The following is a 24,172-nucleotide window of genomic DNA, read 5'->3' as shown; positions in this document are numbered from 1 at the left end:
GCCGCGACCCCGATGCGCGGCCGAGACCGGGAGGGAGGCGTGATGGACGGAAGTCCTGGCCATAGTCGGCCCATTCCCGTGTCGTCCTCGCCGTCCTTCCGCCGTCCGAGGCGCCCCCTCCTGCCCTGACCGACCCGGTCCGGCCCCGCCGTCCCGTCCCGCCCCGCGCGGGACGCCTCGGCGTGCGCCCGGAACGGCCCGCGCGGTCGGGGCACGCCGTGGCGCGCCGTCGGGCGGCCCGCATGCCCCGAACCGTCCGGGGCGAGGGGGTCTTCCTCATGGCTGCCACCACCCTGTTCACGTCCGCCACGGCCCGGCTGCGCGATCGCACCGTCGACGCCGAGCACCGCACCACGGTCTCCCGGGCCGTGCGTTCCTCGCTGGTCTCGCTCGCCGGGCTGATCGGCGGCCCGGTCGCCAACCAGGCCGGCGAGGAGATGGGCCGCGTCGTCGACGTGGTCGCCCGGCTCTACGGGCCGGAGCCGTACCCGCCCGTCACCGGTCTGATCATCCGGATAGGCCGCCGCCGCGCCTTCATCGCCGCCGACGCCGTCGACCGGATCCTGACCGGCCGGGTACGGCTGCGCACCGCCCGCGTGGACCTCCGGGAGTTCAACCGCAGGCCCGGTGAGGTGCTGCTCGCCCGCGACGTGCTGGACCATCAACTCGTCGACGTCGACGGCGTGCAGGTCACCCGCGCCGCCGACCTCTACCTGGCCCCGCTGGCCGCCCGCACCGTCCTGGTCGGCGTCGACGTCTCCCTGCCCACCCTGCTGCGCCGCCTCGGCCCGCGCCGCTGGCAGATCCGCCCGACCCCGGAGCGCGTCCTGGACTGGCAGTCCGTCGCACCGTTCGGCGAACAGGCCACCCACGGGCCCGCCGAGGTGCGGCTGCGCGCCTCCCGCTCCGCGCTGCACCGGCTGCGCCCGGCCGACCTCGCCGACATCCTGGAGGACCTCGGTCGCCACGAACGCCAGCAGCTGCTGGGCTGGTTGGAGCCCGAGCAGGCCGCGGACGCACTGGAGGAGATGGAGCCCGCCGAGCTGGAGAACCTGCTCCGCGAGGCCCCGCCCGAGCACGCCGCCCGGCTGGTCGACGAGATGGAGCCCGACGAGGCCGCCGACGCCCTGCGCGACCTCGACCCCGGCGAGCGCGAGACCCTGCTCGCCCGGATGACCGCGCCCGGGGCGGCCGAGCTGCGCGCCCTGCTCACCCACCGCGAGGGCACCGCGGGCGGCGCGATGACCACCCTGCTGGTCACCGCCCGCCCCGCGCACACCGTCGCCCGGGTCCGGGCGGAGCTCGCCGCGCAGGCCGACCATCGCACCGACATCGACGCGGTGGCCGTACTGGACGACGACGGCCGACTGCTCGGCGACCTCCCCCTGTTCGACCTGGCCGTGGCCGAGGACACCACGGTGGTCGCCGATCTGGTGGCCTGGCTGGCCCAGTTCGGGCCGCCGGTGACCGTCCCGCCCGACACCCGGCTCGCCGAGGCCGCCGATCGCCTGATCGCGGCCCGGGCCACCTCGCTGCTCGTGGTCGACGACACCGGCCGCCCGCTCGGCCGCGTCCTGGCCGACGACATCCTCGACACGCTGCTGCCCGAGCGCGGGCGCCTGCACTTCCGGAGGCTCCTCAAGTGACCCGCGACCTCGACACCCGCGGCCTCGACACCCGCGACCCCGACACCCGGCCGGGCCCCGACACCAGCCCGGACGTCGCGCACGCGGCCTCGGCGCCGTCCGCCCCGACCCGCCGCCGGGGCATCCGCCGGCTGGCCGCCGTCGCGATGATCGCCGGCCCCGGCCTGGTCGCCGCCAACGCCGGCAACGACGCCGCCGGCATCGCGACCTACGCCAGCGCCGGGTCCCAGTTCACGTACGGCACGCTGTTCTTCATGGTGCTGGTCACCGTCGCCCTGGTCATGGTGCAGGAGATGGCGGTCCGCCTCGGCGCCCACACCGGCAAGGGGCTGGGCGCGCTGATCCGCGAGCAGTTCAGCCTGCGCCTGACCGCCCTCGCGGTGTTCTGCCTGCTACTGGCCAACACCGGCCTGGTGGTCAGCGAGTTCGCCGGGATCGGCGCGGCGTTCGAGCTGCTCGGCGTGCCCAAGTGGGCGGTCGTCCCGCCGGCCGCCGTGCTGCTCTGGTCGCTGGTGCTGTTCGGCTCCTACAAGTGGGCCGAGCGCATCTTCCTGATCATGTCGCTGGCGTTCTTCGCCTACCCCGTCGCCATGGTGCTCGGCAGCCCCGACTGGGGCCGGGTGGGCGAGCACCTGGTCGTCCCGCACCTGGAGCCCGGCAAGGACTTCATCCTGCTCGCCGTCGCACTGATCGGCACCACCGTCAGCCCCTACATGCAGTTCTACGCCGCCGCGGGAGTCGTCGACCGGGGCGCCAAGCCCGCCGACTACAAGCTGATCCGGGCCGACGCCGTGCTCGGCGCCGTGTTCGCCTGCGTGATCAGCCTGACCATCATCATCGCCACCGCCTCGGCGATCGGCGGCAGCGGCCCCCTGGAGTCCGCCGCGCAGGCCGCCGAGGCGCTGAAGCCGGTGGCCGGGCACGGCGCCGAGCTGCTGTTCGCCTTCGGTCTGATCGGCGCCTCCGCACTGGCCGGCGCCGTGGTGCCGCTGTCGGCGAGCTACGCCGTCGGCGAGGCGGCCGGTGTCGAGCGCTCCGTCTCCCGCAGTTTCCGCGACGCGCCGCTGTTCCTCGGGGTGTTCACCGCCCAGATCGCCCTCGGCGCGGTGGTCGCGCTGACCCCGGTCGACGTCATCCAGCTGCTGATCGGCACCCAGGTCCTGCAGGGCCTGATCAGCCCGATCGTCCTGGTCTACCTGCTCGTGCTGACCAACCGCCGGGCCGTCCTGGGCGAGGCCGCCAACGGCCCGCGCTACCGCATCGCGGCCACCGCCGTGGTCGTCGGCGTGGCCGCCATGTCGACGATCCTGCTCGTCCAGACCGTCCTCGGCTGGTTCGGCCTCGGCTGAGCCGGCCCGTGCGGGCCCCGCCGGCAGCGGCCGGCGGGGCCCGCACCGTCGTCCGCGATGCGGGCAGCCGAACCCCCGCGCAGAGATTCTGACGGATTGTCATGACTGAAACACCGTCCGGCCGGGCATAACGAGGTCAGCCCACCGACGGGCCCAGCCGACGCTCCCCCACGAGCACGGCCGGGCCCTTGGCCGGCGCCCGGGCCTGGATGCGACTCCCCCCACGGAGTGGCAACCAGGCCCGCATGGTGTTCAACCAGCGATACGCAGCGTACATGCCACGTCCACTCAACGCTACCGCGCTGCACATCCGGACATCCGGCGATCCCGTCGACGCGTCCGATCGAGCGGGCGGACGACCCCTGACCACGGGTCGGATCGCCCCGACCGGGTCACGACGCGGGCACGACGCGGGCACGACGGGGCCACGACGCGGGCACGATGCCGCCACGACTCCACCGTGCGAGAACCGTCGGCGGGCCGCAACTCCCCTTGCCCGCCCGGCACTCCGCGTCCCGCGTTCCCGCGTCACGCCCCTTCCGGCCACCACCCTGGGAGAGCCATGTCGACCGTCGCACGCACCCGCCCCGTACGCCTCCTGCTCGCCGCCCTGGCCGCCCTCGCCCTGCTGCTCTCCGGCGCGGCCGGCGCGACCCCCGCGAGCGCCACCACCACCGGCCTGGACGGCGCCTGGGCCTGCACCGTCCCGTCCGGGTACGTCTACGACCAGGTGTCGATGAACCGCACCTGTAGTGGCGGCGGGAGTTGGAACTCGCCGCAGTTCCACCTGCGCACCCCCGTCGACGGCCTGACGGCCTGCGTCAGCGCGCCCGGCTTCGTCTATGACCAGATCACCTGGGGGCTCGCCTGCAGCCAGCAGACCGGCGTCCAGTCCAACCAGTACCACCTGCGCACCCCGGTCGACGGCCTCACCGCCTGCGTCGGCACCCCGGCCTTCACCTACGACCGGCTCACCTGGGGCCTCGCCTGCAGCCTCCAGCAGGGCGTGCAGTCCAACGCCTTCCACCTCCGCACGCCGGTCAACGGCCTCTGGGCCTGCGACGTCCCCAAGGGCTTCACGTACAGCATGACCACCCAGAACACCGACTGCAGCCTCTACCAGGGCGTCCCGTCCACCAAGTTCCTCCTGCTCGGCTGAGCGGGCCGCGACGCAGGACGGGAGCGGGAGGTCGGCCGGGCCGGCGTCCCGCTCCCGTCACCACGTGTGCCGACCGGCGGCGGGCTATTCCAGCAGCCGCCGCCGGATCCGCGCCATCACGTCCGCGCGGGCGTACCGGCCGTCGTCGGCGGCGTGCAGGTGGCTGCCGATGCGCAGGGTCACGGTGATCAGGCAGCGGGCCTCGACCTCCTCCTCGTCGGGGCAGAAGGAGGAGTACAGGGAACGGAGGTACTCCATGCGGCGGTTGTCCACCCGCCGCAGGCGCTCGGCGACGGCCGCGTCCCGGCGGGCCCACTCGCGGACCGCCAGGTCGGCGGTCATGCCCCGCACCGGCCCCTCGGAGGCGGCGACGACCGCGAACAGCCGGTCGAGCCGCGCCCTGGCGTCGCCCCCGCCGCCCTCGACCTCCTCGATCACACCCTCGGCGACCTCGTGCTCCCAGGTGTCGAGCATCTCCGAGAGCAGGGCGTCCCGGTTGCGGAAGTACCCGTAGAAGCCGCCCTTGGTGACCCCGAGGGCCTGCGCCAGGACCTCCACCCGGACGGCTTCGGGCCCGCCCGCGACAAGCGCCCGCAGGCCCTCCTCGATCCACTTCTGCCGTGGCGTGCGGATCGCGCCCATGCCGTGCTCCTCCTCGCGTCGGCAGCGAGTATACGGCAGCGTATAAAGGACCCTATGCTGGATCTATACGCCACCGTATAGATTGGGGTCCGCCCGTGAGACTTCCCCGAACCGCGCACACCGACCGCCCCTGGCGGATCCACGGGATCGCCGGCGACTTCAGGGTCGAGGACGTGTGGGTGCTGCCCACCCCCGGCGGACCGGACGACCTCGACCGGCTGGTGCGCCAGTTCGCCGAGGGGATGACCGGCGGGATGTTCGGCGACAGCGCCGCCTCCCGGGCGCTCTTCGCCGTCCGCCACAAGCTCGGCGCCCTGTTCGGCTGGGACGAGCCCCGCGCCGGCACCCGGCCGCCCTCCCTCCGCGACCGCCTGCCGGCGGACCTCCGGGACGGGCCCCGGGGCCCGGACCTCGGCACGTCCGGGTTCGTCTCCCTCTACCAGCTGGACGACGAGTGGGCCGCCGAACTGGCCAACCGGACCGTGCACGCCGTGCTGCACCTCGGCTGGGTGCCGGACGGAGCGGGCGGGTACCGCGGCCGGCTGGCCGTCCTGGTGAAGCCGAACGGGGCGCTCGGCACCCTCTACATGGCCGCCGTCAAGCCCTTCCGGCACCTCGTGGTGTACCCCGCCCTGCTGCGCTCCGTCGGCCGCACCTGGCAGGCGAACGCCCCGGGCACGAAAGCGGACTGACGGCGTGCCGACGGGCCCGACCGGCGACGCACGGCCGCCGGTCGGGCCCCTCCCCGCACGGATCAGGACAGGTAGTCCTCCAGCCCGCCGTCGCGCCGGATGTCCAGCGTGACGCAGTGGAAGCCACCGCCGAGCACCCGGGAGTGCCGCAGCCGGTGCGGCAGGACGGTGATCCCGGAGTGCTCCAGCAGCTTGATCAGGCTCTCCTGGCCGGACTCGACGATCGCCGTGTCCGGGGACACCATCAGCAGGTTCATGCTGATCCAGCTCTCGCTGAGCGCGTTCTCGGGCGTGTCACCGGTGGGCTCGGCCGGCGGGCACCACAGGATGTCCCAGCCCCGCAGCGGCTCCGGGACGGTCTCCGGGCTGATCCGCTCCGGGTTCAGCAGCACCAGCCCCGGCCGCAGCAGCGCGATGGTGCTGTCGATGTGGGTGTAGCCGTAGATGTCGCGCAGCGGGTGCAGCCGCAGGCCGCCGTCGCCGAGCAGGCCGAGGGTGGATTCGAGCCACTGCAGGCCGAGTTCGTTGCCGCTGCGGGAGACCTGGTAGAACACGTCCCGGCCGAGCCGCAGCACGTTCGCGGCGTCGAAGACCGGCTCGGCCTCGCCCAGCAGCGGGAGCCCGTCCGCGTCGAACTCGAAGAGCTCGTCGCCCAGCTGCGGCCGGGGGGCGGCCAGCCAGCGCGCGCCGCGGCGCAGGTAGTCCTGGAAGAGGCCGCGCAGCCCGAAGACCTCGAAGTAGCGCTGCCGCATCGGGCTCGCCACCTCGATCACCGTCTCGCCGACCACCAGGGTCAGGTCCCGCGGGCAGTAGGAGTGGAAGCCGCCGTCGGCCTTCCACAGCGGCGAGGCGAACTCGGCCGCGTGGTCGACCGCCTCGGGCTGGTGGACGGTGACGCCCAGGCCGCGCAGGGTCGCCACCAGCGCGTCCAGGTCCTCCTCGGTCTCCTCCACGACCTGCTGCGAGTAGGGGCCGACCTCAATCGAGGCGAGGTCGGCGGCACTGGTCTTCGGGAAGCAGGACAGCCAGGAGGACGGCTCGGTCTGCTCGGGCAGTCGGGCGCCGACGGCGGTGCCGACCACGACCTCCCGCAGTGTGGTGAACTCGTCCCAGCTGTGGACCGGACGGGCCGAATTGGACATGACTCCCCCTTGACACGGGTTTTAGGGACGGGCACTGCTCTGGCCCGGACGGGCACGGCAGGACGGTGCGGCCGGGCGGTGGGGCAGGACGGTGCGGCCGGGTGGGCGCCGAACAGCCGCGGACCCCCCGCGGGGCGAGGCCCCGGGAATGCGCGGAAACCGGCCGTGGACATCGGTGCGGATCGCCCGCCGAACCGTCTCCGGTCGAGCGCGGCGTACGGGAAATCACCGGCCGGGCAGCCGAATTCGCCTTTCGACGGGCCGGGATCGATCGTCAAGCTACCCGGCCGGAAGACGGCGGCGCAAGGACCGTGATCGGCACCGAACACGCCGCCGCGACGAACCACCGATTGATCCGTCCGTTGTTCAACTCCCTTGTCCCGGTGCCGATCAACGGCCGGTCGACGCTCCCCACCCGGGCGCCGGTCCGCATTCGGGCGACGGTCCGCATCCGGGCGACGGTCCGGACCCGGGCGACGGTCCGGACCCGGGCGACGGTCCGGACCCGGCTCGCGCGGGAGCGGCCGGGCGCCGCGGCGGGCGACCCGCCGCTCACCACCGCCAGGCCCGGCGGATCCGGCTCCCGCCCGCCAGGGCCAGCAGCGCCCCGCCCGCCGCGGCGACCGAGGCCACCGCCAGGTTCTGCCGCTGCGCCCGGCGCCGGTCGGCGGCGGCCGCCCGCTCCGAGGCCGCCAGGAAGGCCCGCTCCACCCCCGCCGCGGCCAGTTCGCCGGCGGCCACCCGCCGCCTGAGCTCCTCCAACCGGACACCCCGGTAGAGCAGTTCCGGATCGCGGTCGGCGGCCGCCCAGCCCCGCGCGGCCGCGGTGAGCCGGCGCTGCTCCCCCAGCGCCTGCTGGCCCTCCGCCAGCCACCCGCGCAGTCTCGGCCAGGCCTGCGGGAGGGCGTGGTGGGACAGCTCGACGGTGTCCCGGTCCACCACCACCAGCCGCGCCCGGACCAGCCGTTCCATCACCTCCGGTACACCGGGATCGTCGAACTCGGCCCGCCGGACGGGCTTGCGGGTGCCCTCGTCGGCTCCCGGCACCAGCTCGTCGCAGGGCGACAGCCCGTCGTCCGGCGCCATCGTGCCCGCGCCCTCGCCGGGACCGGGCAGCTCCCCGCCGAGCAACTCCCCGCCGAGCCGCAGGAACACCGCCCGCGCCCGCGCCCGGTCGGCCGCCTCCAGCCCGTTGTACAGCGTCTCCGCCGTCCGGGCCAGCGCTCCCTCGAAGCCTCCCGTGGCCTGGAACCCGGCCAGGGTGAGCGCGTTGCCGCTGCGCCGCCGCCAGGTCTCCAGCAGTGCCGCGGACAACAGCGGGAGTGCGCCCGGCTGTTGTGCGGCGGTCGAGATGAGGACGGCCAGCAGGGCGCCCTCGACGGTACAGCCGGCCCGTAACGCCGGTTCGGTGATCGCCCGCCGCAGCTCGTCCGGCGCCGGACGCCCGACCGCCAGCACGCCGTGCCGACCGGCGTCGGCCAGCCCCGGGTACGCGGCGAGCAGCGGCCCGCTGTGGTCCGAGCGGACCACCAGCACCACCCGGCAGCGGGCCGGCGCCCGCACCGGCAGCCCGGCCCAGGCCTCGACCGGACCACCCGCGGCCGTCGCCACCAGCGCGTCCAGGAAGCGCGCCCGCTCGGCGGCGTCCCGGCAACGGGTGAGCAGTTGCTCGCCCTGGTCCACCACCAGCACCGGGTCGCCGCCCGTCGGTCCGGACGCGTCGCGCGTCGCCTCCCCGGCTCGCTGCCCGAGCCGGGCGAGCGCGAGCGCGTACGCCTCCATCGGTCGTTCGCCGGGCGTCAGCAGCGCCACCGGGACACCGCCGCCCGGGGCCGGGGCCCTCCCCGGGCCGCCCCTGGCCCCGCTCCGCCCGGCGGCCCCGCTCCTCCCGGCTGCCGCAGCGACCGCGGGCGAGCCGCCGAGCCGGGCCAGCAGACCGGCTCTGACCAGCGAGGACTTGCCCGCCCCGGACGGTCCGGCGAGGATCACCAGACGCCGTTCGGCCAGCAGGGCGACCAGCCGGTCCAGCAGCGCCTCGCGGCCGAAGAACCGCTCGGCGTCGACCGCCTCGAACGCCGCACCGCCCGGGTAGGGGGCGCGTCCGGCGTCCTGGGCGCGCCGCCGGACGGCGGCCTCGGCGGCCAGTTCGGCGGCCAGTAACTGCCACCGGTGCCGCCACTCCCGCACGTCCCCGCCGCAGGCCTGCACGTAGGCGAGGGTGACGGCGAGGCTGGGCAGCCGCCGACCTCCCGCGGCCACCGACAGGCTGGCCGCCGAACAGTGCGCGCGGACGGCGAGTTGACGGTACGGCGGACTTCCGGCGCGCTCCCGCAGGGCCCGCAGATCGCCCGCGAACCGCAGCAGTGGCGCGTCCCCGGGGTCCAGAGGACTTTCCCGACGCGGCACGACGCCCCCCTTCTTCGGTGAAGTGGTGTCCTGAACCTTCGAGTGCTCACGAGTCGACGCGCGTCGCACGCGGCTCGTGTCCATCCCCCGGTGATTCATCATGCACAGGACGGTTGGCGTCAAACAATGGTGCGTACGGGTCGGTTGTTCCGAGTTGATGTTCAATGTCCAGCCGTACGGCGCCGAACAAAGCCGGTGGGATAGAACCGGGACCCGCAGCCTTCGCTGACTTCGGAGACATCCATGAAGTTCACGCGGTACTGCCGTTCCCTACTGTCCACACCCGCGATGGCGGTGGAGCGGTACACCAAGAGCCACCAGTCCGGGGCCGATATCGCCATGGTCGATCTGGAGGATTCGGTCCCACCCGCCCGGAAGGAGGAGGCCCGCCGGCTCGCCGAGGAGTTCTTCGCGCTCCCGTCGACCAAGCTCGCGCGCAGTGCGGTGCGCATCAACACCCTGTCCGGACCGGACGGTCTGCGCGACCTGATCGCCATCACCCGGTACCGCGTCAAGCCGGACCTCGTGCTGGTCCCGATGGTGGAGTCGCCCCGCGACATCGAGATCGCCGCCGGCGCGCTCGGCCCGGACTGCCCGGAGACGGAGTTCCTGGCCGTCGTGGAGACCCCGCTGGGCATCGAGCACGCACCCGCCGTCGCGGCCGCCGGGCACCGGCTGCGCGGGCTGGTCTTCGGCTCGGCCGACTACGCCTTCGCGGTCGGCGCCCGGCTCTCCTGGGAGGCGCTGGCCCACGCCCGCGCCCGGGTGGTCAACAGCGCCCGCGCCGCGGGGGTGGAGGCGATGGACGCGCCGTTCTTCGAGGTCACCGACCTCGCTGGGCTGCGCCGGGAGGCCGGGCTCGCCCGGGACTTCGGGTTCAGCGGCAAGATCGCCGTCCATCCGCGCCAACTCGCGCTGATCAACGAGACGTTCAGCCCGGACGAGGAGCTGCTGGCGCGCGCCCGCCGGGTGGTCGCGGCGGGTCTGGAGAACGGCCGCTCGGTCACCGTGGTGGACGGGGTGATGGTCGGCATGCCGTTCTTTGAAGCCTCGCAGCGCCTGATCGAGCAGTTCGACCCGCCGAGGCCCGACGGCCCGCCGAGGCCCGACGACTCTCCCCGGACGGCCGATTCGCCGCGGCCGGCCGGTCCGCAGCACCCGCCGGGCGACCAGCCGGGCGACCGGCAGGGCCACCACCCGGGCCACCCGCCCACCGACACCCCGAACCACGCGACGGAGAAGTGACGATGACCGAAGAATCCATCCTCGGCCCGCGCCTGTACCGCAACGCCGAGGCCATGCTGGCCAGCGCCGACCCGGTCTGGCAGGCGGCCGCCGCCAACGGCCTGATCGGCATCACGGTGGACTCGGAGTCCAACAACCGGCTGATCGTGCGCGAGACCGGCCACGAGTTCGCCAACATGGTCTCCTGTGCGTACCTGGGCCTGAACAACCACCCCTCGGTCGCGGCCGGCGCGGTGGACGCCCTCGCCGAGTCCCGCAGCACCTGGCTGGTCACCTCCACCACCCGGATCCGGCACAACCTGCTGGTGCGCCTGGAGGAGGAGCTGGGCGAGCTGTTCGGCGCGCACATCCTGCCCGGAGCGTCCTGCACCGCGCTCACCGCCGGCATCCTGCCGCTGATCGCCTCCGGCCACCTGGACGGCGACTGTCAGGGCGGCGGCGGACCCCGGGTGATGGTCTTCGACCGCTTCTGCCACTTCTGCATGGCGTACGTGAAGCCGATCTGCGCGGACGAGTCGCTGGTGCTGACCTGCCCGCACAACGACCTGAACTACCTGGAGGACATCTGCCGCAAGTACCCGCGGGTCGCCTACGTGGCCGACGGCGCGTACTCGATGGGCGGCGCGGCGGCCCTCGACGGACTGCTCGAACTCCAGGACCGTTACGGGCTGTTCCTCTACATCGACGACTCCCACTCGCTGTCCATCATGGGCGAGCGCGGCGAGGGCTTCGTCCGCTCCCGGCTGGAGATGAACCCGCTGACCGTCATCGTCGCCAGCCTCGGCAAGGGCTTCGGCACCGGCGGCGGCGTCGCGATGCTCGGCAACCGCGAGCAGTTCGAGTTCCTGCACCGGCACGCCGGCCCGGTCGGCTGGTCGCAGAACGTCGCGCTGCCGCTGGTCGGCGCCTCGCTGGGCAGCGCCGCCATCCACCGCTCGCCCGAACTGGCCGAACTCCAGGCGAAGTTGAACCAGAACATCGACCTCTTCGACGAGCTGCTGCCCACCACCTTCGCGGGCAACGGCCTGCCGGTGCGCCGGGTCGACGTCGGCGACGCCGAGCGGGCGGTCAAGCTGTCCGCCCAGCTCTTCGAGCGCGGCTTCTACAGCTCCGCGGTGTTCTTCCCGATCGTGCCCAAGGGCGAGGCCGGGCTCCGGCTGATGATGCGCGCCGACATGGACGAGCGGCTGATCCGCGAGTTCGCCGGCCACGTCAAGGAACTCACCGCCGATCTCTAGGACCTGGGGGAAGCCGCCATGGACGCAACCGAGCCCGCCGGCTACCGGCGGATCGGCGAGCGCCGCTACCGCGAGGTGGTCGGGCGCTACTACGAGGAGTTCGAGGTCGGCGAGGTGGTCGAGCACCGCCCCGGGCGGACCGTCACCGAGCTCGACAACGTGCTGATGAGCATGCTGAGCATGAACGACGCCCCGCTGCACATCGACGCCGCCTACAGCGCGCACACCCCCTGGGGGCGGCCGATCGTCTCCAGCCTGGTGACGCTCAGCATCGTCGGCGGGATGACCGCCCGCTCGACGAGCGGGCGCACCATCGCCAACCTGGGCTGGGAGAACATCCGGATGACCCACCCGGTGTTCACCGGCGACACCCTCTACGCGGAGACCGAGACCCTCGCCAAGCGGCTGTCCAAGAGCCGCGAGGGGCAGGGCATCGTGAGCTGCCGCACCACCGGGACGAAGTCCACCGGCGAGGCCGTGGTGGTGTTCGAACGCAGCTTCCTCGTCCCGCTGCGCGGCCACGGCCTGGACGAGGTCGCCGGGTACTGACCGCACGCGGGCCGTCCCCGCGGCACCGACCGTACGCGGGGCACCGACCACGCGCCGGGCCCGACAGAGCGCTGTCGGGCCCGGCGCGCATGCCGCCGCTCCGGGCTCGCCCGCCGCCGCTCAGTCCTCGCGGTGGACGTCCACCAGCACCTTGCCCATGGTCTCCCGCGCGGCCAGCGCCCGGTGCGCCCCGGCGATCCCGGACAGCGGTACGGTCCGGTCGATCCGCGCCACCAGCCGCCGCTCGGCGGCGAGCCGGAACAGGTGCTCGGCGATGCCGGCGAACAGCACCCGGTCCGCCAGGACGTGCTGGAGCCAGAAGCCCGCCAGCCCCGCCGAGCGGTCGGCCAGCTCGTCCACCGAGAAGCTCTCCTCCGGCCCGCCCCGGGCCCCGACCGACAGCAGCCGCCCGAACGGCGCCAGGGCGGCAAGCCCGGCGCGCAGCACCGGGCCGCCGACCAGGTCCACGAACAGGTCCACCCCGCCCGCCCTCGCCAGCCGCTCGGCGAGGTCGGGCTCCGCCGGGTCGAGGGCCGCGTCGGCGCCCAGCGAGCGCGCGAACTCCCGCTTCTCCGGCGTGGAGGCGAGGGCGGTCACCCGCCCCGCGCCCAGCTCCCGGGCCAGCTGCACCGCCAGGTGCCCGACCCCCCCGGCGGCGGAGGTCACCACGACGCTCTCGCCCGGCCGCAGCCGCCCCGCCAGGGTCAGCGCGCCGTACGCCGTCGCGCCCTGTTCCAGCAGTGCGAGCGCCTGTTCGTCGTCGACGCCGTCCGGCACCTCCACCGTGTGCGCCGCCTCGGCGCCGGCCACCCGGGCGTACCCGCCGCCGGCGCGCAGCAGCGCGGCGACCCGCCGCCCGTCCCCGCGCCGCCGCCCGACCACGTCGGCGCCGAGCACCGCCGGCAGCGGGTAGCGCGCGTACTCGCCGGTGCGGCAGTGCAGGTCGGCGTAGTTGAGCCCGGCCAGGGTGACGTCGATCAGCACCCGGCCCGGCCCGGCCTCCGGTTCCGGCACCGTCTCGGTGCGGAACTCCTCCGGCCCGCCGTAGCGGTGGATCACCGTCGCGCGCATCCCGTCCACGGCCGCCTCGGGTCTCATCCGGCGAACAGCGCGAGCAGCCGGGCCTCCAGGGCGCGTGTGGCTTCCGGGGTCCCGGCGACCACGCAGTACATCACCGAGCCGTCGGCGGGCGCGAAGTCGCAGCTGTAGAGCACGCCGGTGCCGGTCTCCGGGTCGAAGGCCAGCCCGGCCTCCTCGATCGCCGCCACGGCCGCCGCGAAGGACGGCACCTTGAGGCCGGCGAGCTCCAGGATGTAGCGCGAGTCGCGGTGCTCCTCGCGCAGCAGGCGGCCGAAGTAGGCGTCGTGCAGGTGGCTGGAGCCGGTGAGCCGCCCGTTGGTCTCGTGGAAGTAGATCTCGCCCTTGGGGGTCAGCACGGCGTCCGCGCTGACCGTGCCGCGGTAGCCGATCACCCGCAGCGCCTCGCACAACCTGGCGCCCTGCGCGACGAGTTCGGCCCGGACGTCGGTGTCCGGGGTGACCGGCGGGGTGATCTCCCCGACCACCACCGGCTGCATCACCATCTCGCCGCAGCCGGCGAGCACCACGGCCGCGTCGTCGATGAGGAACTGTGCGTACAGCGCCGTGGAGTCGGTGAAGTACCGCTCCACCACGACCCGTTGGCCGCGCCCGCCGGTCAGCCAGGTCCACCGCTCGGCCACGTACGCGGCCACCGCCGCGCGGTCCGGCAGCGGGACGACCCGTTCGGCGCCGGCCGCCACGTCCACCCGCTCGTCCCGGCAGAGGACCTCGTTGCCGAACCCGCCCGCCTGGAACTCGACCTTCACCATCACGCTGTGCCCCTGCGCCAGCAGGTCCTCGACGGCCGCCTCGACCTCGGCGGGCGAGCCCGCCACCCGCCCGGGCGGGATCGGCACGCCGGTACCGGCCGCCACCGCCCGGAACCCGGCCTTGCTGTTGACCAGCGCGTTGCCGCCCTGCGCGGCGAACGGCTGACCGGGCATGGCGTGCGCGATGCCGAGCGCGGCCGCCAGCTCGGCCACCGCGCCGTTCGGCGAGATCGCCAGCACCTCCTCGACGGTGTGCCCCGCCAGGACGCGGCGCAGCTCCGCCCGGAAGCCCGGGTCCGCCAGGCGGTCGGTGGTGAGCATCTGGTCGCCCTCGGCGCCCGGCGGCGGCACCACGAAGGTCAGACTGTCGGCCCGCACGCCGGTCAGCCCGGTGACGTACGCCAGGTACTCCGGGTCGGGGCCCCAGGGCAGCACCAGGACATCGCCGTCCTCGGCCCACCAGAGCATCCGCTGCGCCCCGCACCCGGCGAACCGCTGCTCCAGCGGCGTCATCCCGGTGAGGTCCCCGACCATCTCCTCGGTGCGGTTGTTCGCGATGCAGAGCGTCGTCATCTGGTGGACTCTCCCGGCGTTCGGCGCTGTTGCGGCCCTGGTCCCTCGCACGGCACGGGTGTGGCGTGCGCTACTGGTGTAGCGCACCGGGGTTGTTCTGGTTCGGCCCTCGGTCATTGAACAAAACGCCGAACAACCGGGGAGTCGGGCACCCCCGGAGGGCCTAAGCCCGGGTGCGGAGGCGGCCCGCGCTGCGGAGCCTGGTGCTTGACGCATCCCCACGCACCTGTCCCCAGGCACGCCCGGTCGGGCGGAGTCGGGCGGAGGAGGCTACCGATGAGCGCTGCGGACGTGCCCGCGGACGATTCCGGACGGTCGAGCGACACCCGGGCCGCGGAAGCGGCCCGGGCGGCGGTCGGTTCGCAGAAGATCACCTGGCTGACGCTGGCGCTGATGACCACCAGTTCGGTCGCGAGCCTGCGCGCCTCGCCCACCATGGCCGTGTACGGCCTGGCCTGCGTCTTCCTCTACCTGCTGCCGGCGGTCGTGTTCCTGATCCCGACCGCCCTGGTGTCGGCGGAGCTGGCGTCCGGGTGGAGCGGCGGGGTCTACAACTGGGTGGCGCAGGGTCTGTCGAAGCCGCTGGGATTCCTGGCCGTGTGGTGCCAGTTCGCCATGACGATCTTCTACTACCCCAGTCTGCTCGCCTACGTCGCGAGCACCATCGCGTACGTCATCAACCCGAGCCTGGCCAGCAACGGCGCCTACACGGCGATCGTCATCGTGGTGGTGTACTGGACCGGCGTCTGGGTCTCCTCCCGCGGCACCAACGCCGTCGCGGGGCTGGCCTCCTGGGGGCTGGTCATCGGCACGCTGATCCCCGGCACGCTGCTGGTCGTCCTCGGCTTCGTCTTCCTCGGGCAGGGCAACCCCTCGGCGGCGCCGATGGACGCCTCGCACTTCTTCCCGCAGTGGACGGGCATCGCCAGCCTGGTGCTGATCGTCAACAACTTCCTCAGCTACTCCGGCATGGAGATGAACGCCGTCCACGTGAACAAGCTGCGCGACCCGGCCAAGGAGTTCCCGAAGTCGATGTTCCTGGCCATGGGCATGGTGCTGTTGATCTTCATCCTGCCGGCCCTCGCCATCAGCTGGGTCATCCCGGCGGACCAGCTCAGCCTCACCGCCGGGGTCATGCAGGCCTTCGACGCCTTCTTCCAGTACTTCCACATCGGCTGGCTGGTGCCGATCGTCGCGGTCGGGCTGTGCGCCGCCTCGGTGGGCGGCATGCTCACCTGGCTGGCCGGGCCCTCCAAGGGCCTGCTGCTGATCTCCCGGCAGGAGGGCTACCTCCCGCCCTTCCTGCAGCGGCTCAACGCGCACGGCGTCCAGCAGAACATCCTGGTCACCCAGGGCCTGGTCACCACCGTGATCGCCCTGCTGTACGCGCTGATCCCCGACGTCTCCAGCGTGTACTGGATCTTCTCGGTGATCACCACCCAGGTGTACCTGATCATGTACCTCCTGATGTTCCTGGCCGCGATCCAGCTGCGCCGCAAGCAGCCCGACCACCCGCGCGGCTACCGGGCGCCGCTGCTCACCACGATCTGCGTCGTCGGGTTCATCGCCTCGGCGCTGGCCATGGCGATCGGCTTCGTACCCTCCTCGCAGTTCGGCGGCAGCAGCGTCTGGGCCTACGTCGCCATCGTCGGCGGCGGCCTGCTGCTGCTCGGCCTGGTCATCCCGTTCGCCTTCCTCAAGGCCCGCAAACCCTCGTGGCGCCGCCCCGACGCCTCCGACGCCCAGGTGGAAGGGGGTGCCGCATGAGCCCCACCCGGATGGCCTCGCAGCACCGGTGGATCTACATCGGCGCGATCGTGGTGCTGGTCGGTCTGGTGATCGCCGCGCTGCTCACCTACACCCAGCAGAAGGCCACCAACGAGGCCCACCGGAAGGCGAACCAGCTGAACGACGCCCTCGTCGCCAAGGGGTTCGCCTCCCGCAACACCGGCAACATCGCGGACACCCTCGGCACCGACGGCGGCGCGGCCTGCAACGACCCCGTCTCGGCCCTGAAGCGCGGCCTCTGGCTCGTCCAACTGTCCAACGGCGCGGGCGGACCGGGCATCCGTCCGATCATCGCCGACAAGATGGTCCTGGAGGCGGGCGCCGAGGTGATCAAGGTGTACTGCCCGGAGAAGCTGGCGGACTACCAGCACAGGATCGACGACCTCAAGACCTCGGACGTCATCAACGACTGAGGCCCCGAGCGCGGGACGTGCGGCCCCGGCCACCCGTGGTTTGCGGTGGCCGGGGCGACGCGTCCCGGATTCGGGAACTCAACGCCGTTGCAGGGAACGGACGTTGTCGCCGAAGGTCCAGCCCTTGGAGCCGTCCCAGTTGACCGACCAGGTCATCAGCCCCTTCAGTGCACCGCCGAAGGCGTTCCACGCCTGCCCGACCGAGCCCGGGTCCAGGTAGCCGCCGCCCGCACCGGGCTGGGCCGGCAGGCCGGGCACCTGCTTGTCGTAGGGCACCTTGACGGTCGTGCCCTGGATGGTCAGGCCGTTGTTCAGGCACGTGGTCTGCACGGTGAAGCCCTGGACGGTGCCGGCCTGGTAGGAGTCGCCGGAGCAGCCGTACATGCTGCCGTTGTAGTACTGCATGTTCAGCCACCACAGCTGCCCGTTGTCGGCGTACTTCTTGATGATCGGCAGGTAGGCGCCCCAGATCGAGCCGTAGGTGACGCTGCCGCCGGTGACGTACGCGGTCTCGGGGGCCATGGTGAGGCCGAAGCCGGCGGGCATCCGGGCGAGCACGCCGTCGATGATGCGCACCAGGTTGGCCTGGGAGGCGGACAGCGTGCCGATGCTGCCGCTGCCGGACAGGCCGGTCTCGATGTCGATGTCGATGCCGTCGAAGTTGTACTTCTCGAGGATCGGGACGACGGTCGCCACGAACCGGTCGGCGACGGCGCCGGAGCTCAGGTCGATGCCGGCGGCGGCACCGCCGATCGACATCAGGAGGGTCGCCCCGGCCGCCTTGGCCTGGCACATCTCGGCGGGGGTCGAGACCCTGACGTTGGCGTCCATGCCGTCCTGCCACAGGACGGTGCCGTCCGAGAGGATCACCGGGAAGGCGGCGTTGATGACGTTGTAGCCGTGCGCGGCGATCCGGCTGTCGGTGATGGGGACCCAGCCCATGCCGGGGTGGACGCCGTTGGCGGCGCCGTCCCAGTTCTCCCAGTAGCCCTGCAGGACCTTGCCCGACGGCCTGGGCTTCGTGGGGCAGGTGTCGCCGCCCGGCGGGGTGGTGGTGGGCGGCGGCGTGGTCGGGGGCGTCGTCGTGGGCGGCGGGGTGGTCGGCGGCGGCGTGGTGGGCGGGGTCCTCGTGGGCGTGGTGGCGGTCGGCGTGGGGCTGCTGCCGCCGGGGCCGGTGAGCGACACGTCGTCCGCGTAGTACGCGGGCTGCCCGTACCAGCCGTGCAGGTAGACGGTCACCGAGGTGGTGGTCGGCCCGGTGGTGAAGCCGACGCTGAGCTGACCGTACGAGGCGTTGTTCGGCGTCCAGGTGGACGCGGCGCCCGTGATCCCGGTGCCGGTGGCGCCCAGGTAGACGTAGCTGCCCTGGACGTAGGCGCTCAGCGTGTACGGGGAGTTGGGCTGCACGCTGACGGTCTGGGTGCACTGGGCGTCGTCCGAGCCGGCCGGCGTGGCCTTGAGCGCGGAGGCGCCGGAGTGGACCGGACTGCTGACGGCCGTACCGGAGCCGCCGGAGCAGGTCCAGTCGGAGAGACCGTTCTCGAACCCGGGGTTGGCCACCAGGTCGGTGGTGGCGGCCCCGGCCGTGACGGAGCCGGCCACGGCGATGCCGGCGCCGATGAGGGCTGCGGCGCTCGCCCCGGCGAGCGAGCGCCGGAGCAGGGTCGGCCCGTGCTCGGTGCGGCCGGACCGGTTCACCCGCGGTGCGCGGTGCACGGCCGCCCGCTGCGGGCGCGGCGCGCGGCGGGCCGGCTCGCTCCCGGCCCGGTCGCCGTCGGGGCGGCCGGGGTCCGGACAGGGGCGGGAACCGCCCGACGGGCGTGGCGTACGCGACCTCCGACGGAACATGCTGTGCTCCCTTCCCGCCGAGCGCCATGGACATGACCAGCGCGTGGGGGCGTGACGCCCGGCTCTGGGTGAGGTGGGGACATGTGGGGCTGTGCCGGACGGGATCGTAGGAGGGGCGGCATGACCCGTCAATAGGTCTGGACCAATTGAGGGGATCCCGCCGGACGGCGGCAGCCGGACCACCGGGGAGCGGAACCATCCCCGGAAGCGGAACCGGGCCCGGAAGCCGAACCGGGGCACGGGAACCCGACCCGGCCCGGGAACGGGACCGGGCCCGCCCCGACGTGGGGGCGGGCCCGGGGACCGTCGGACCGTCAGCCGGCGGCCACGGTGGCGGCGGTGGCCGCCGTGGCGACGGTCACCGCGGTGATGGCCGCGATGGCGACGTGCATGTTCCGGATCGCCTGGCCGACGGACTCGCCCGCCCAGTCACCCGCGGCGATCTCCCCGAAGCGCAGCTCGACCCGCGCACGCGGGAGGTCGGGGAACGCCAGACCGTGCAGCCGGGCGGCGTGCAGCAGGGCTATCAGGGTCGCGGTGCGGACGTCCGGCGTCACGTGGTGCCGGATCACGGCGGCCAGCCGCTCGCGGAGTTCACGCTCGACGGAGCCGTCCGCCTCCGGGTAGCGACGGACCGGGAAGAGGCCGAGGACCCGGTGGCGCTCCTCGACGACCAGACCGCGTTCGCACAGCCGCTGCACGGCGGATCGGACCGCCACGGGGTGATCCTTGGTCAGCCAGTCCGCCGCCTTCGCCTTGCCGGGGGCCTTGCGCTCGACCCACCCGGCGAGCCGCTCCAGGCAGTCGTCGAGCAGCGGGTCGCCGGTCGGGGTCCGGTCGGTGACGGCGAGCCGGCCCTCCTCGACCGCGATCCGCCCGGCCAGCGCGAGATCGGCGAGCAGGCCTCCCGCCGCCGCCCATCCGGCGCTCGAACCGTCCTTCGCCACGCCGGACTCGTCGTCCAGCGAGAGCAGCATCAGCTCCTCGGCGAGGGTGACGTGCATGTGCATTCCTTTCCCTGTGCGAACCGGTCACCCCGCAGCGGCTCGACGGCCGCCGCACCCGGGTGTCCTCAGCCAGGAACGCGCGCACCGGCAGCCCGGTTCCCACCCTCCCGGGCCGAGCCCCGCAGCCTACCTGGGAACGGCGATCTGCTGGTTGACGAAGATCAGGCCGCCGTCGTCGGTGACGACGTCCGGGCCCTGGTGCTCGCCCATCGGCACCGTGAAGTCGACCTTGCCCCGCTCGAACACCAGGCACATGCTCGACCCGCCGTAGCTGAAGTAGCCGAGCTCGTCGCCGCGTTCGACCCGGTCGCCCGGCCTGACGGCGATGGTGACCGAGGAGATCTCGGTGATGCCGACGGGGACGACACAGACCCGGCCCATCGACGACCCGGTGTCGATGACCACGATGCCCCGGGTGTTGACCGACGCCCCGTACCCCTGGGACAGCGTGCCGGAGCTCAGGTCCACCGTCGGGTTGTACAACTCGCTGAACGTCAGACCGGGGACGTTCTCCACGTACTCGACCACACCGGCCACGGGCGCGTGCCACCGGTGGTAGTCCGCGCCCGACAGGAACGACTGGAGGACGTCGCCGCCCACGAACCTCGCGGTGTCCGGGTAGTCGCTCAGCATCATCCTCAGCGAGTACGGCTGCGCCTTGACGGTGATGTCCGGCACCTCCTCCCGGACGTTCGGGTAGATCCGCACCACCGTGCCGTCGTTGGGGGAGATCACGGCCCGCGGGTCCTCGGCCATCGGGCGGAACTCCGGCTTGACGCGCCGGTGGAAGAAGTCGTTGAACGAGGTGAACCCGCCGTAGGGGTCGTCGCGGTCCACCTCGAACTCGTAGAGCTTGTACTGCTCGGAGGCGGCCCGGCCCAGCCAGCCGTCCGGGCCGGGCAGGACCTCGCGGCTGTCCTTGCTGTCGAGGAACCCGCACCAGTACGTCAGGATCCCGGTCAGGCGCCGGTTGAACTCCTCGTGCCGGAAGGTGTCCCAGCCCGAGGGCACCGCCATCATGTGGCAGAAGAGCGCCGACAGCGGGAAGAAGACCTGGTCCCCGAGGACGGGCGTGTACTCCGGCGCGCTCTCGCAGACCACGTCCAGGCAGTTCAGCAGGTCGTCGATGGTCCGCACCGTCCGGACGTCGCCGTCGGCGTCCACCGGGAACAGGTCGAGCACCTCCTTGATCGTCTGCGTGACGAGGGTCCTGAGGACCGGGTCCGCGTCCAGCAGGTCGGCGAGGTCCGCCACCGGGGGGAGGTGGGCCCCCGTCCGGCCCCTCGCCCGGTCCAGCAGTCTCCCGTGCCACCGGTCCACCGCGCTGCGGTTGCGCGGCAGGAAGCCGGCCGCCCGGCCGTAGGAGTTCTGGTACCGCGTTTCGAGTACTGCTTCGCTGATGGCCATGCCACGACTCCTCGTCGTCGGTCGATCCGCCGGCTCTCCGCCGGCGGCACGGGCCCGGTGGGTCCCGCCCTGCCCGTCGCGGGCCCGGGTCGGCATCGTGGTGCCCGGCCGGCCGCCTTCCGCGCCGCCGGTCCTCCTCGCCCCCGTGCCCGTGCCCACTCTCGGCGCGTCGGCCGGGGGTCGCGATCGGTCATGCTCCATTGCCGGGCGACGATCCATCCGAGCGGCGGATCCCGCGACCGGCCGGACCGCTGCCGGACCGCCGCCCGGCAGCCACCGGACCGCCGTGCGTCCCGTGTCGGCTCCGGACCCACCGCCTCCCGGCCGGCTCCCGGCTCCCGCCCGACGACCGCCTCCGGCCGCCGGTGAGCCCGGTGCGGCCCCGGGCGTACCGGTCCGTTTCGGCGCCCCGGCACCCCGCGATCTAGCATGAAACGAGACATTCGGCTCGATACCCGGCACCAACGGGTGAGGAGGCCGCCATGGCGCAGTACGGCAGCGGCGGATTCGGGGAGCTGAGCGGTTCCCGGTACCCGCCGATCTCCGAGCACGGCCTGATCGGTGACCTCCGTACGGCCGCGCTGGTCGCCACCGACGGCACCATCGACTGGTACTGCTGCCCGCGCTTCGACGCGCCCAGCGTCTTCGCGTCCGTCCTCGACGCCGACCGGGGCGGCAGCTTCGAACTGTCCGCGGACACGCCCTCCCGCACCCGCCAGTTCTACTTCCCCGACACCAACGTCCTGATCACGCGGTTCTTCGCCGCGGACGGCGTGGCGGAGATCCAGGACTTCATGCCGGTCGTCGACGAGTCCCGCGAGGCGGACCGCCACCGGCTGATCCGGCGGGTGATCTGTGTCCGCGGGGTGCTGCCGTTCCGGGCGAAGGTCGCCCCGCGCTTCGGCTACGGGACGGAGCCGCACACGGTCGAACTCGGGGACGGCCACGCGGTGTTCCGCTCCCCCTCGTTGTCCTTGGCGCTGACCGCCACCGTGCCGATCGAGTCCGACGGCACGGACGTGTCCTCGCACTTCAAGCTGCTGGAAGGCGAGTCCGCGGTCTTCACCCTCGACCGGGTGAGCGTCGAACTGGGCCCGCGCGCCTGCCCCGCCTGGGAGGCGGAGCAGCAGTTCGAGGCCACCGTCCGGTTCTGGCGCCACTGGCTGCACCAGTCGCGCTACCACGGACGGTGGCGGGAGATGGTCCACCGCTCGGCGCTGGTCCTGAAGCTGCTCACCTACGCGCCCACCGGCGCGATCGTCGCCGCGCCGACCACCAGCCTGCCCGAGCAGGTCGGCGGCGAGCGCAACTGGGACTACCGCTACGTCTGGGTGCGCGACGCGGCCTTCTGCATCTACGCCATGCTCCGCTTGGGCTTCACCTCGGAGGCCGAGGCGTTCATGGGCTTCATCTCCGAGCACGGGATCATGCGGGGCACCAAGGACACCGGCCCGCTGCAGATCATGTACGGCATCGACGGGCGCTGCGAGCTGCCCGAGCGGGAGCTGTCCCACTTCGAGGGCCACCTCGGCTCCGCGCCGGTGCGGGTGGGGAACGCCGCCACCGGTCAGCTCCAACTGGACATCTACGGCGCCCTGATCGACTCCGTCTACCTCTACGACAAGTGGGGGCAGCCGATCAGCAGCGGCCACTGGGACGAGGTCGGCGGCGTGGTGGACTGGCTCTGCGAGCACTGGGACCAGCCCGACGAGGGGATCTGGGAGACCAGAGCCGGCCGGCACGACTTCGTGTACTCGCGGCTGATGTGCTGGGTCGCGCTGGAGCGGGCGATCCGGATGGCGAACCGGCGCGGCCTCCCCGCCGACCTGCCCCGCTGGCGCCAGGCCCGCGACGCGATCTACCGGCAGATCATGGACCGGGGCTGGTCGGACGAACGCGGCGCGTTCGTCCAGGGGCTGGACGACCGGGTCCTCGACGCGTCCCTGCTGATGATGCCGATGGCCAAGTTCATCTCACCCACCGACCCCAAGTGGCTCGCCACCCTGGAGGTGCTCACCTCGGACCTGGTCTCCGACTCCCTGGTGTACCGCTACGACCCGGCCGCCAGTCCGGACGGCCTCCAGGGCGCCGAGGGCACGTTCTCGATCTGCTCCTTCTGGTACGTCGAGGCGCTGGCCCGGGCGGGTCGGCTGGAGGAGGCCCGGCTGGCCTTCGAGAAGATGCTCACCTACGCCAACCACGTCGGCCTGTTCGCGGAGGAGATCGGCCGCACCGGCGAACAACTCGGCAACTTCCCGCAGGCGTTCACCCACCTCTCGCTGATCAGCGCCGCCTTCAACCTGGACCGCGCACTGGGCTGACGGCCGCCTCGCGGGAGCCGGCACCGGTGTCACACGAGTCGTCCGCCGTCACACGAACCACACCCGACCCGCGCAGAAGCCTCGCGCCGCGCGGGTGTCGCGGACCGGCCCGATCTGCGTACGCTCGCATCCGATCCGGCCCGGCCTGCGGGCGGCGTGGCAGTCACCACCGGGATCCAGGTCATGCCGCACCTACCGAAGAGATCCCATGAGTTACTGCACGCCCTGCCGACGCCACCTCAACGGCGCGCTCTCCTGCCCCGGCTGCGGCCGGGCCGCCGAGCCCACGACCGGGGAGGCCGCGGGCCGGCCCACGCCGCCGGGCGAGACCCCCGCCGACGCGTCCGCACCGCCACGCCGGTCGGCGCGGCGCTCGGCTCAGCAGTCGGGTCGGCGCTCGGCACGGCGGTCGGCCCGGCGGCGGGGCGGCCCGCCGCGGGGAACGGTGCTGGCCGTGTCGGCGGCCGGGGTGGTGGTCTGCGGGCTGGCCGCCGTCCTGCTGACCGGCGGCAACTCGGACGGTGCGGTGGCCCCGGCGTCCGCGGGCGCCGAATCACCCTCGCAGAACACCGCCGCCACCCCCGGCGCCCCGGCCTCACCGGCGCCGGCCACCACGACGGCCACGGCCACGGCCCGCCCCCAGCCGTCGGCCACCACCACCCGGCCCAAACCGTCCGGCAGTACCGCCCCGGCCACGGCGTCCCCCTCGGGCCCGGCCGGGTCCGCCGCGCCGGTTCCGGCGGACGCACCCGCGAAGCCCGCCCCGAGCACGACCACACCGGCCACCGGCTCCGTCCCGCCGCCCTCCCCCACCCAGCACCCGACCGGCCCGACGGCCACACCGAGCTGCACCCGTCTCCTGTTCTGGTGCACCTGAGCCCCGTGGGCTCCGGTGTC

19 protein-coding genes are annotated in these 24,172 nt (G+C 73.4%); 10 read left to right on the top strand and 9 right to left on the bottom strand.

Going from position 1 to position 24,172, the window contains the following annotated elements; all coding sequences use genetic code 11:
- Window positions 1-278: 278 nt before the first annotated feature.
- The 3 genes from ABTY56_RS02595 to ABTY56_RS02585 all read left to right on the top strand — a co-directional run bounded on the left by ABTY56_RS02595 (window position 279) and on the right by ABTY56_RS02585 (window position 4,154).
- Window positions 279-1,646 carry a magnesium transporter MgtE N-terminal domain-containing protein gene (locus tag ABTY56_RS02595; protein WP_350625726.1) on the top strand — a complete coding sequence of 456 codons (1,368 nt, stop codon included), beginning with the start codon at window positions 279-281 and terminating at the stop codon, window positions 1,644-1,646.
- Complete coding sequence (locus ABTY56_RS02590) at window positions 1,643-2,995, top strand: NRAMP family divalent metal transporter (protein ID WP_350625724.1); 1,353 nt, start codon at window positions 1,643-1,645, stop codon at window positions 2,993-2,995. The genes ABTY56_RS02595 and ABTY56_RS02590 overlap by 4 nt, the downstream gene beginning before the upstream one ends.
- A 562-nt stretch (window positions 2,996-3,557) precedes the next feature.
- On the top strand, window positions 3,558-4,154 hold the full coding sequence (locus ABTY56_RS02585; protein ID WP_350625722.1) for a hypothetical protein: 597 nt from the start codon (window positions 3,558-3,560) through the stop codon (window positions 4,152-4,154).
- Between the two features lie 84 nt (window positions 4,155-4,238).
- On the opposite strand, the gene ABTY56_RS02580 is transcribed toward ABTY56_RS02585, so the two are convergent.
- Window positions 4,239-4,796, bottom strand: coding sequence for a TetR/AcrR family transcriptional regulator (locus ABTY56_RS02580; RefSeq protein WP_350625720.1), 558 nt, complete (start codon window positions 4,794-4,796; stop codon window positions 4,239-4,241).
- A 95-nt stretch (window positions 4,797-4,891) separates the two neighbouring features.
- Between ABTY56_RS02580 and ABTY56_RS02575 the strand changes: the two genes are divergently transcribed.
- The gene (locus ABTY56_RS02575; protein WP_350625718.1) at window positions 4,892-5,488 is read left to right on the top strand and encodes a DUF2867 domain-containing protein; all 597 of its coding nucleotides are present in this window, start codon (window positions 4,892-4,894) and stop codon (window positions 5,486-5,488) included.
- 62 nt (window positions 5,489-5,550) lie between these two features.
- Here ABTY56_RS02575 and ABTY56_RS02570 read toward each other — a convergent pair whose 3' ends face one another.
- Window positions 5,551-6,630 (bottom strand): inosamine-phosphate amidinotransferase 1, encoded by a 1,080-nt coding sequence (locus ABTY56_RS02570; RefSeq protein ID WP_350625716.1) that lies wholly within the window; start codon window positions 6,628-6,630, stop codon window positions 5,551-5,553.
- 552 nt (window positions 6,631-7,182) lie between these two features.
- Complete coding sequence (locus tag ABTY56_RS02565) at window positions 7,183-9,036, bottom strand: nSTAND1 domain-containing NTPase (RefSeq protein WP_350625714.1); 1,854 nt, start codon at window positions 9,034-9,036, stop codon at window positions 7,183-7,185.
- A 243-nt stretch (window positions 9,037-9,279) separates the two neighbouring features.
- Between ABTY56_RS02565 and ABTY56_RS02560 the strand changes: the two genes are divergently transcribed.
- From ABTY56_RS02560 to ABTY56_RS02550, 3 genes are read left to right on the top strand one after another with little or no spacing between them, the layout of a single operon-like run.
- Window positions 9,280-10,281, top strand: a complete 1,002-nt coding sequence (locus ABTY56_RS02560) for an HpcH/HpaI aldolase/citrate lyase family protein (RefSeq protein ID WP_350625712.1) — start codon at window positions 9,280-9,282, stop codon at window positions 10,279-10,281.
- Window positions 10,282-10,283: 2 nt separating this feature from the next.
- Window positions 10,284-11,519 carry an 8-amino-7-oxononanoate synthase family protein gene (locus ABTY56_RS02555; RefSeq protein WP_350625710.1) on the top strand — a complete coding sequence of 412 codons (1,236 nt, stop codon included), beginning with the start codon at window positions 10,284-10,286 and terminating at the stop codon, window positions 11,517-11,519.
- An 18-nt stretch (window positions 11,520-11,537) separates the two neighbouring features.
- On the top strand, window positions 11,538-12,068 hold the full coding sequence (locus ABTY56_RS02550; protein ID WP_350625708.1) for a MaoC family dehydratase: 531 nt from the start codon (window positions 11,538-11,540) through the stop codon (window positions 12,066-12,068).
- Window positions 12,069-12,188: 120 nt separating this feature from the next.
- On the opposite strand, the gene ABTY56_RS02545 is transcribed toward ABTY56_RS02550, so the two are convergent.
- Window positions 12,189-13,166 (bottom strand): quinone oxidoreductase family protein, encoded by a 978-nt coding sequence (locus ABTY56_RS02545; RefSeq protein ID WP_350625706.1) that lies wholly within the window; start codon window positions 13,164-13,166, stop codon window positions 12,189-12,191.
- Entirely contained in the window at window positions 13,163-14,491 is a 1,329-nt protein-coding gene (locus tag ABTY56_RS02540) for a preATP grasp domain-containing protein (RefSeq protein WP_350625704.1), read from the bottom strand. Before ABTY56_RS02540 ends, ABTY56_RS02545 begins: the two co-directional genes overlap by 4 nt.
- Before the next feature lie 276 nt (window positions 14,492-14,767).
- On the opposite strand from ABTY56_RS02540, the gene gadC reads away from it, so the two are divergent.
- Window positions 14,768-16,258, top strand: coding sequence for a glutamate/gamma-aminobutyrate antiporter GadC (gadC, locus tag ABTY56_RS02535; protein WP_350625702.1), 1,491 nt, complete (start codon window positions 14,768-14,770; stop codon window positions 16,256-16,258).
- Complete coding sequence (locus ABTY56_RS02530; RefSeq protein WP_350625700.1) at window positions 16,255-16,692, top strand: hypothetical protein; 438 nt, start codon at window positions 16,255-16,257, stop codon at window positions 16,690-16,692. The genes gadC and ABTY56_RS02530 overlap by 4 nt, the downstream gene beginning before the upstream one ends.
- Window positions 16,693-16,770: 78 nt before the next feature.
- On the opposite strand, the gene ABTY56_RS02525 is transcribed toward ABTY56_RS02530, so the two are convergent.
- From ABTY56_RS02525 to ABTY56_RS02515, 3 genes are all read right to left on the bottom strand, one after another.
- On the bottom strand, window positions 16,771-18,408 hold the full coding sequence (locus ABTY56_RS02525) for a carbohydrate binding domain-containing protein (RefSeq protein WP_350625698.1): 1,638 nt from the start codon (window positions 18,406-18,408) through the stop codon (window positions 16,771-16,773).
- Window positions 18,409-18,854: 446 nt separating this feature from the next.
- Window positions 18,855-19,544 (bottom strand): GOLPH3/VPS74 family protein, encoded by a 690-nt coding sequence (locus tag ABTY56_RS02520; RefSeq protein WP_350625696.1) that lies wholly within the window; start codon window positions 19,542-19,544, stop codon window positions 18,855-18,857.
- Between the two features lie 129 nt (window positions 19,545-19,673).
- Window positions 19,674-20,954 (bottom strand): phophatidylserine decarboxylase associated domain-containing protein, encoded by a 1,281-nt coding sequence (locus tag ABTY56_RS02515; RefSeq protein WP_350625694.1) that lies wholly within the window; start codon window positions 20,952-20,954, stop codon window positions 19,674-19,676.
- Between the two features lie 482 nt (window positions 20,955-21,436).
- Here ABTY56_RS02515 and ABTY56_RS02510 point away from each other — a divergent pair, with 482 nt between their 5' ends.
- Window positions 21,437-23,275 carry a glycoside hydrolase family 15 protein gene (locus tag ABTY56_RS02510; RefSeq protein WP_350625692.1) on the top strand — a complete coding sequence of 613 codons (1,839 nt, stop codon included), beginning with the start codon at window positions 21,437-21,439 and terminating at the stop codon, window positions 23,273-23,275.
- A gap of 378 nt (window positions 23,276-23,653) precedes the next feature.
- Here the strand turns inward: ABTY56_RS02510 and ABTY56_RS02505 are convergent, their stop codons facing one another.
- Window positions 23,654-24,127, bottom strand: coding sequence for a hypothetical protein (locus ABTY56_RS02505; RefSeq protein WP_350625690.1), 474 nt, complete (start codon window positions 24,125-24,127; stop codon window positions 23,654-23,656).
- Window positions 24,128-24,172 lie beyond the last annotated feature (45 nt).

Origin of the sequence: Kitasatospora sp. NPDC097691 (assembly GCF_040302665.1) — a bacterium.
Lineage (GTDB): Bacteria > Actinomycetota > Actinomycetes > Streptomycetales > Streptomycetaceae > Kitasatospora.
Note: the sequence above shows the minus strand (reverse complement) of the source record. Positions and strands in the feature narration are given on the sequence as shown.

Bases quoted from the DNA above. Each gene is read 5' to 3' on its own strand.
- ABTY56_RS02595 (WP_350625726.1), top strand. From the start codon at position 279: ATGGCTGCCACCACCCTGTTCACGTCCGCCACGGCCCGGCTGCGCGAT.
- ABTY56_RS02585 (WP_350625722.1), top strand. From the start codon at position 3,558: ATGTCGACCGTCGCACGCACCCGCCCCGTACGCCTCCTGCTCGCCGCC.
- ABTY56_RS02580 (WP_350625720.1), bottom strand. From the start codon at position 4,796: ATGGGCGCGATCCGCACGCCACGGCAGAAGTGGATCGAGGAGGGCCTG.
- ABTY56_RS02570 (WP_350625716.1), bottom strand. From the start codon at position 6,630: ATGTCCAATTCGGCCCGTCCGGTCCACAGCTGGGACGAGTTCACCACA.
- ABTY56_RS02560 (WP_350625712.1), top strand. From the start codon at position 9,280: ATGAAGTTCACGCGGTACTGCCGTTCCCTACTGTCCACACCCGCGATG.
- ABTY56_RS02555 (WP_350625710.1), top strand. From the start codon at position 10,284: ATGACCGAAGAATCCATCCTCGGCCCGCGCCTGTACCGCAACGCCGAG.
- ABTY56_RS02550 (WP_350625708.1), top strand. From the start codon at position 11,538: ATGGACGCAACCGAGCCCGCCGGCTACCGGCGGATCGGCGAGCGCCGC.
- ABTY56_RS02545 (WP_350625706.1), bottom strand. From the start codon at position 13,166: ATGAGACCCGAGGCGGCCGTGGACGGGATGCGCGCGACGGTGATCCAC.
- ABTY56_RS02540 (WP_350625704.1), bottom strand. From the start codon at position 14,491: ATGACGACGCTCTGCATCGCGAACAACCGCACCGAGGAGATGGTCGGG.
- gadC (WP_350625702.1), top strand. From the start codon at position 14,768: ATGAGCGCTGCGGACGTGCCCGCGGACGATTCCGGACGGTCGAGCGAC.
- ABTY56_RS02530 (WP_350625700.1), top strand. From the start codon at position 16,255: ATGAGCCCCACCCGGATGGCCTCGCAGCACCGGTGGATCTACATCGGC.
- ABTY56_RS02520 (WP_350625696.1), bottom strand. From the start codon at position 19,544: ATGCACGTCACCCTCGCCGAGGAGCTGATGCTGCTCTCGCTGGACGAC.
- ABTY56_RS02515 (WP_350625694.1), bottom strand. From the start codon at position 20,954: ATGGCCATCAGCGAAGCAGTACTCGAAACGCGGTACCAGAACTCCTAC.
- ABTY56_RS02510 (WP_350625692.1), top strand. From the start codon at position 21,437: ATGGCGCAGTACGGCAGCGGCGGATTCGGGGAGCTGAGCGGTTCCCGG.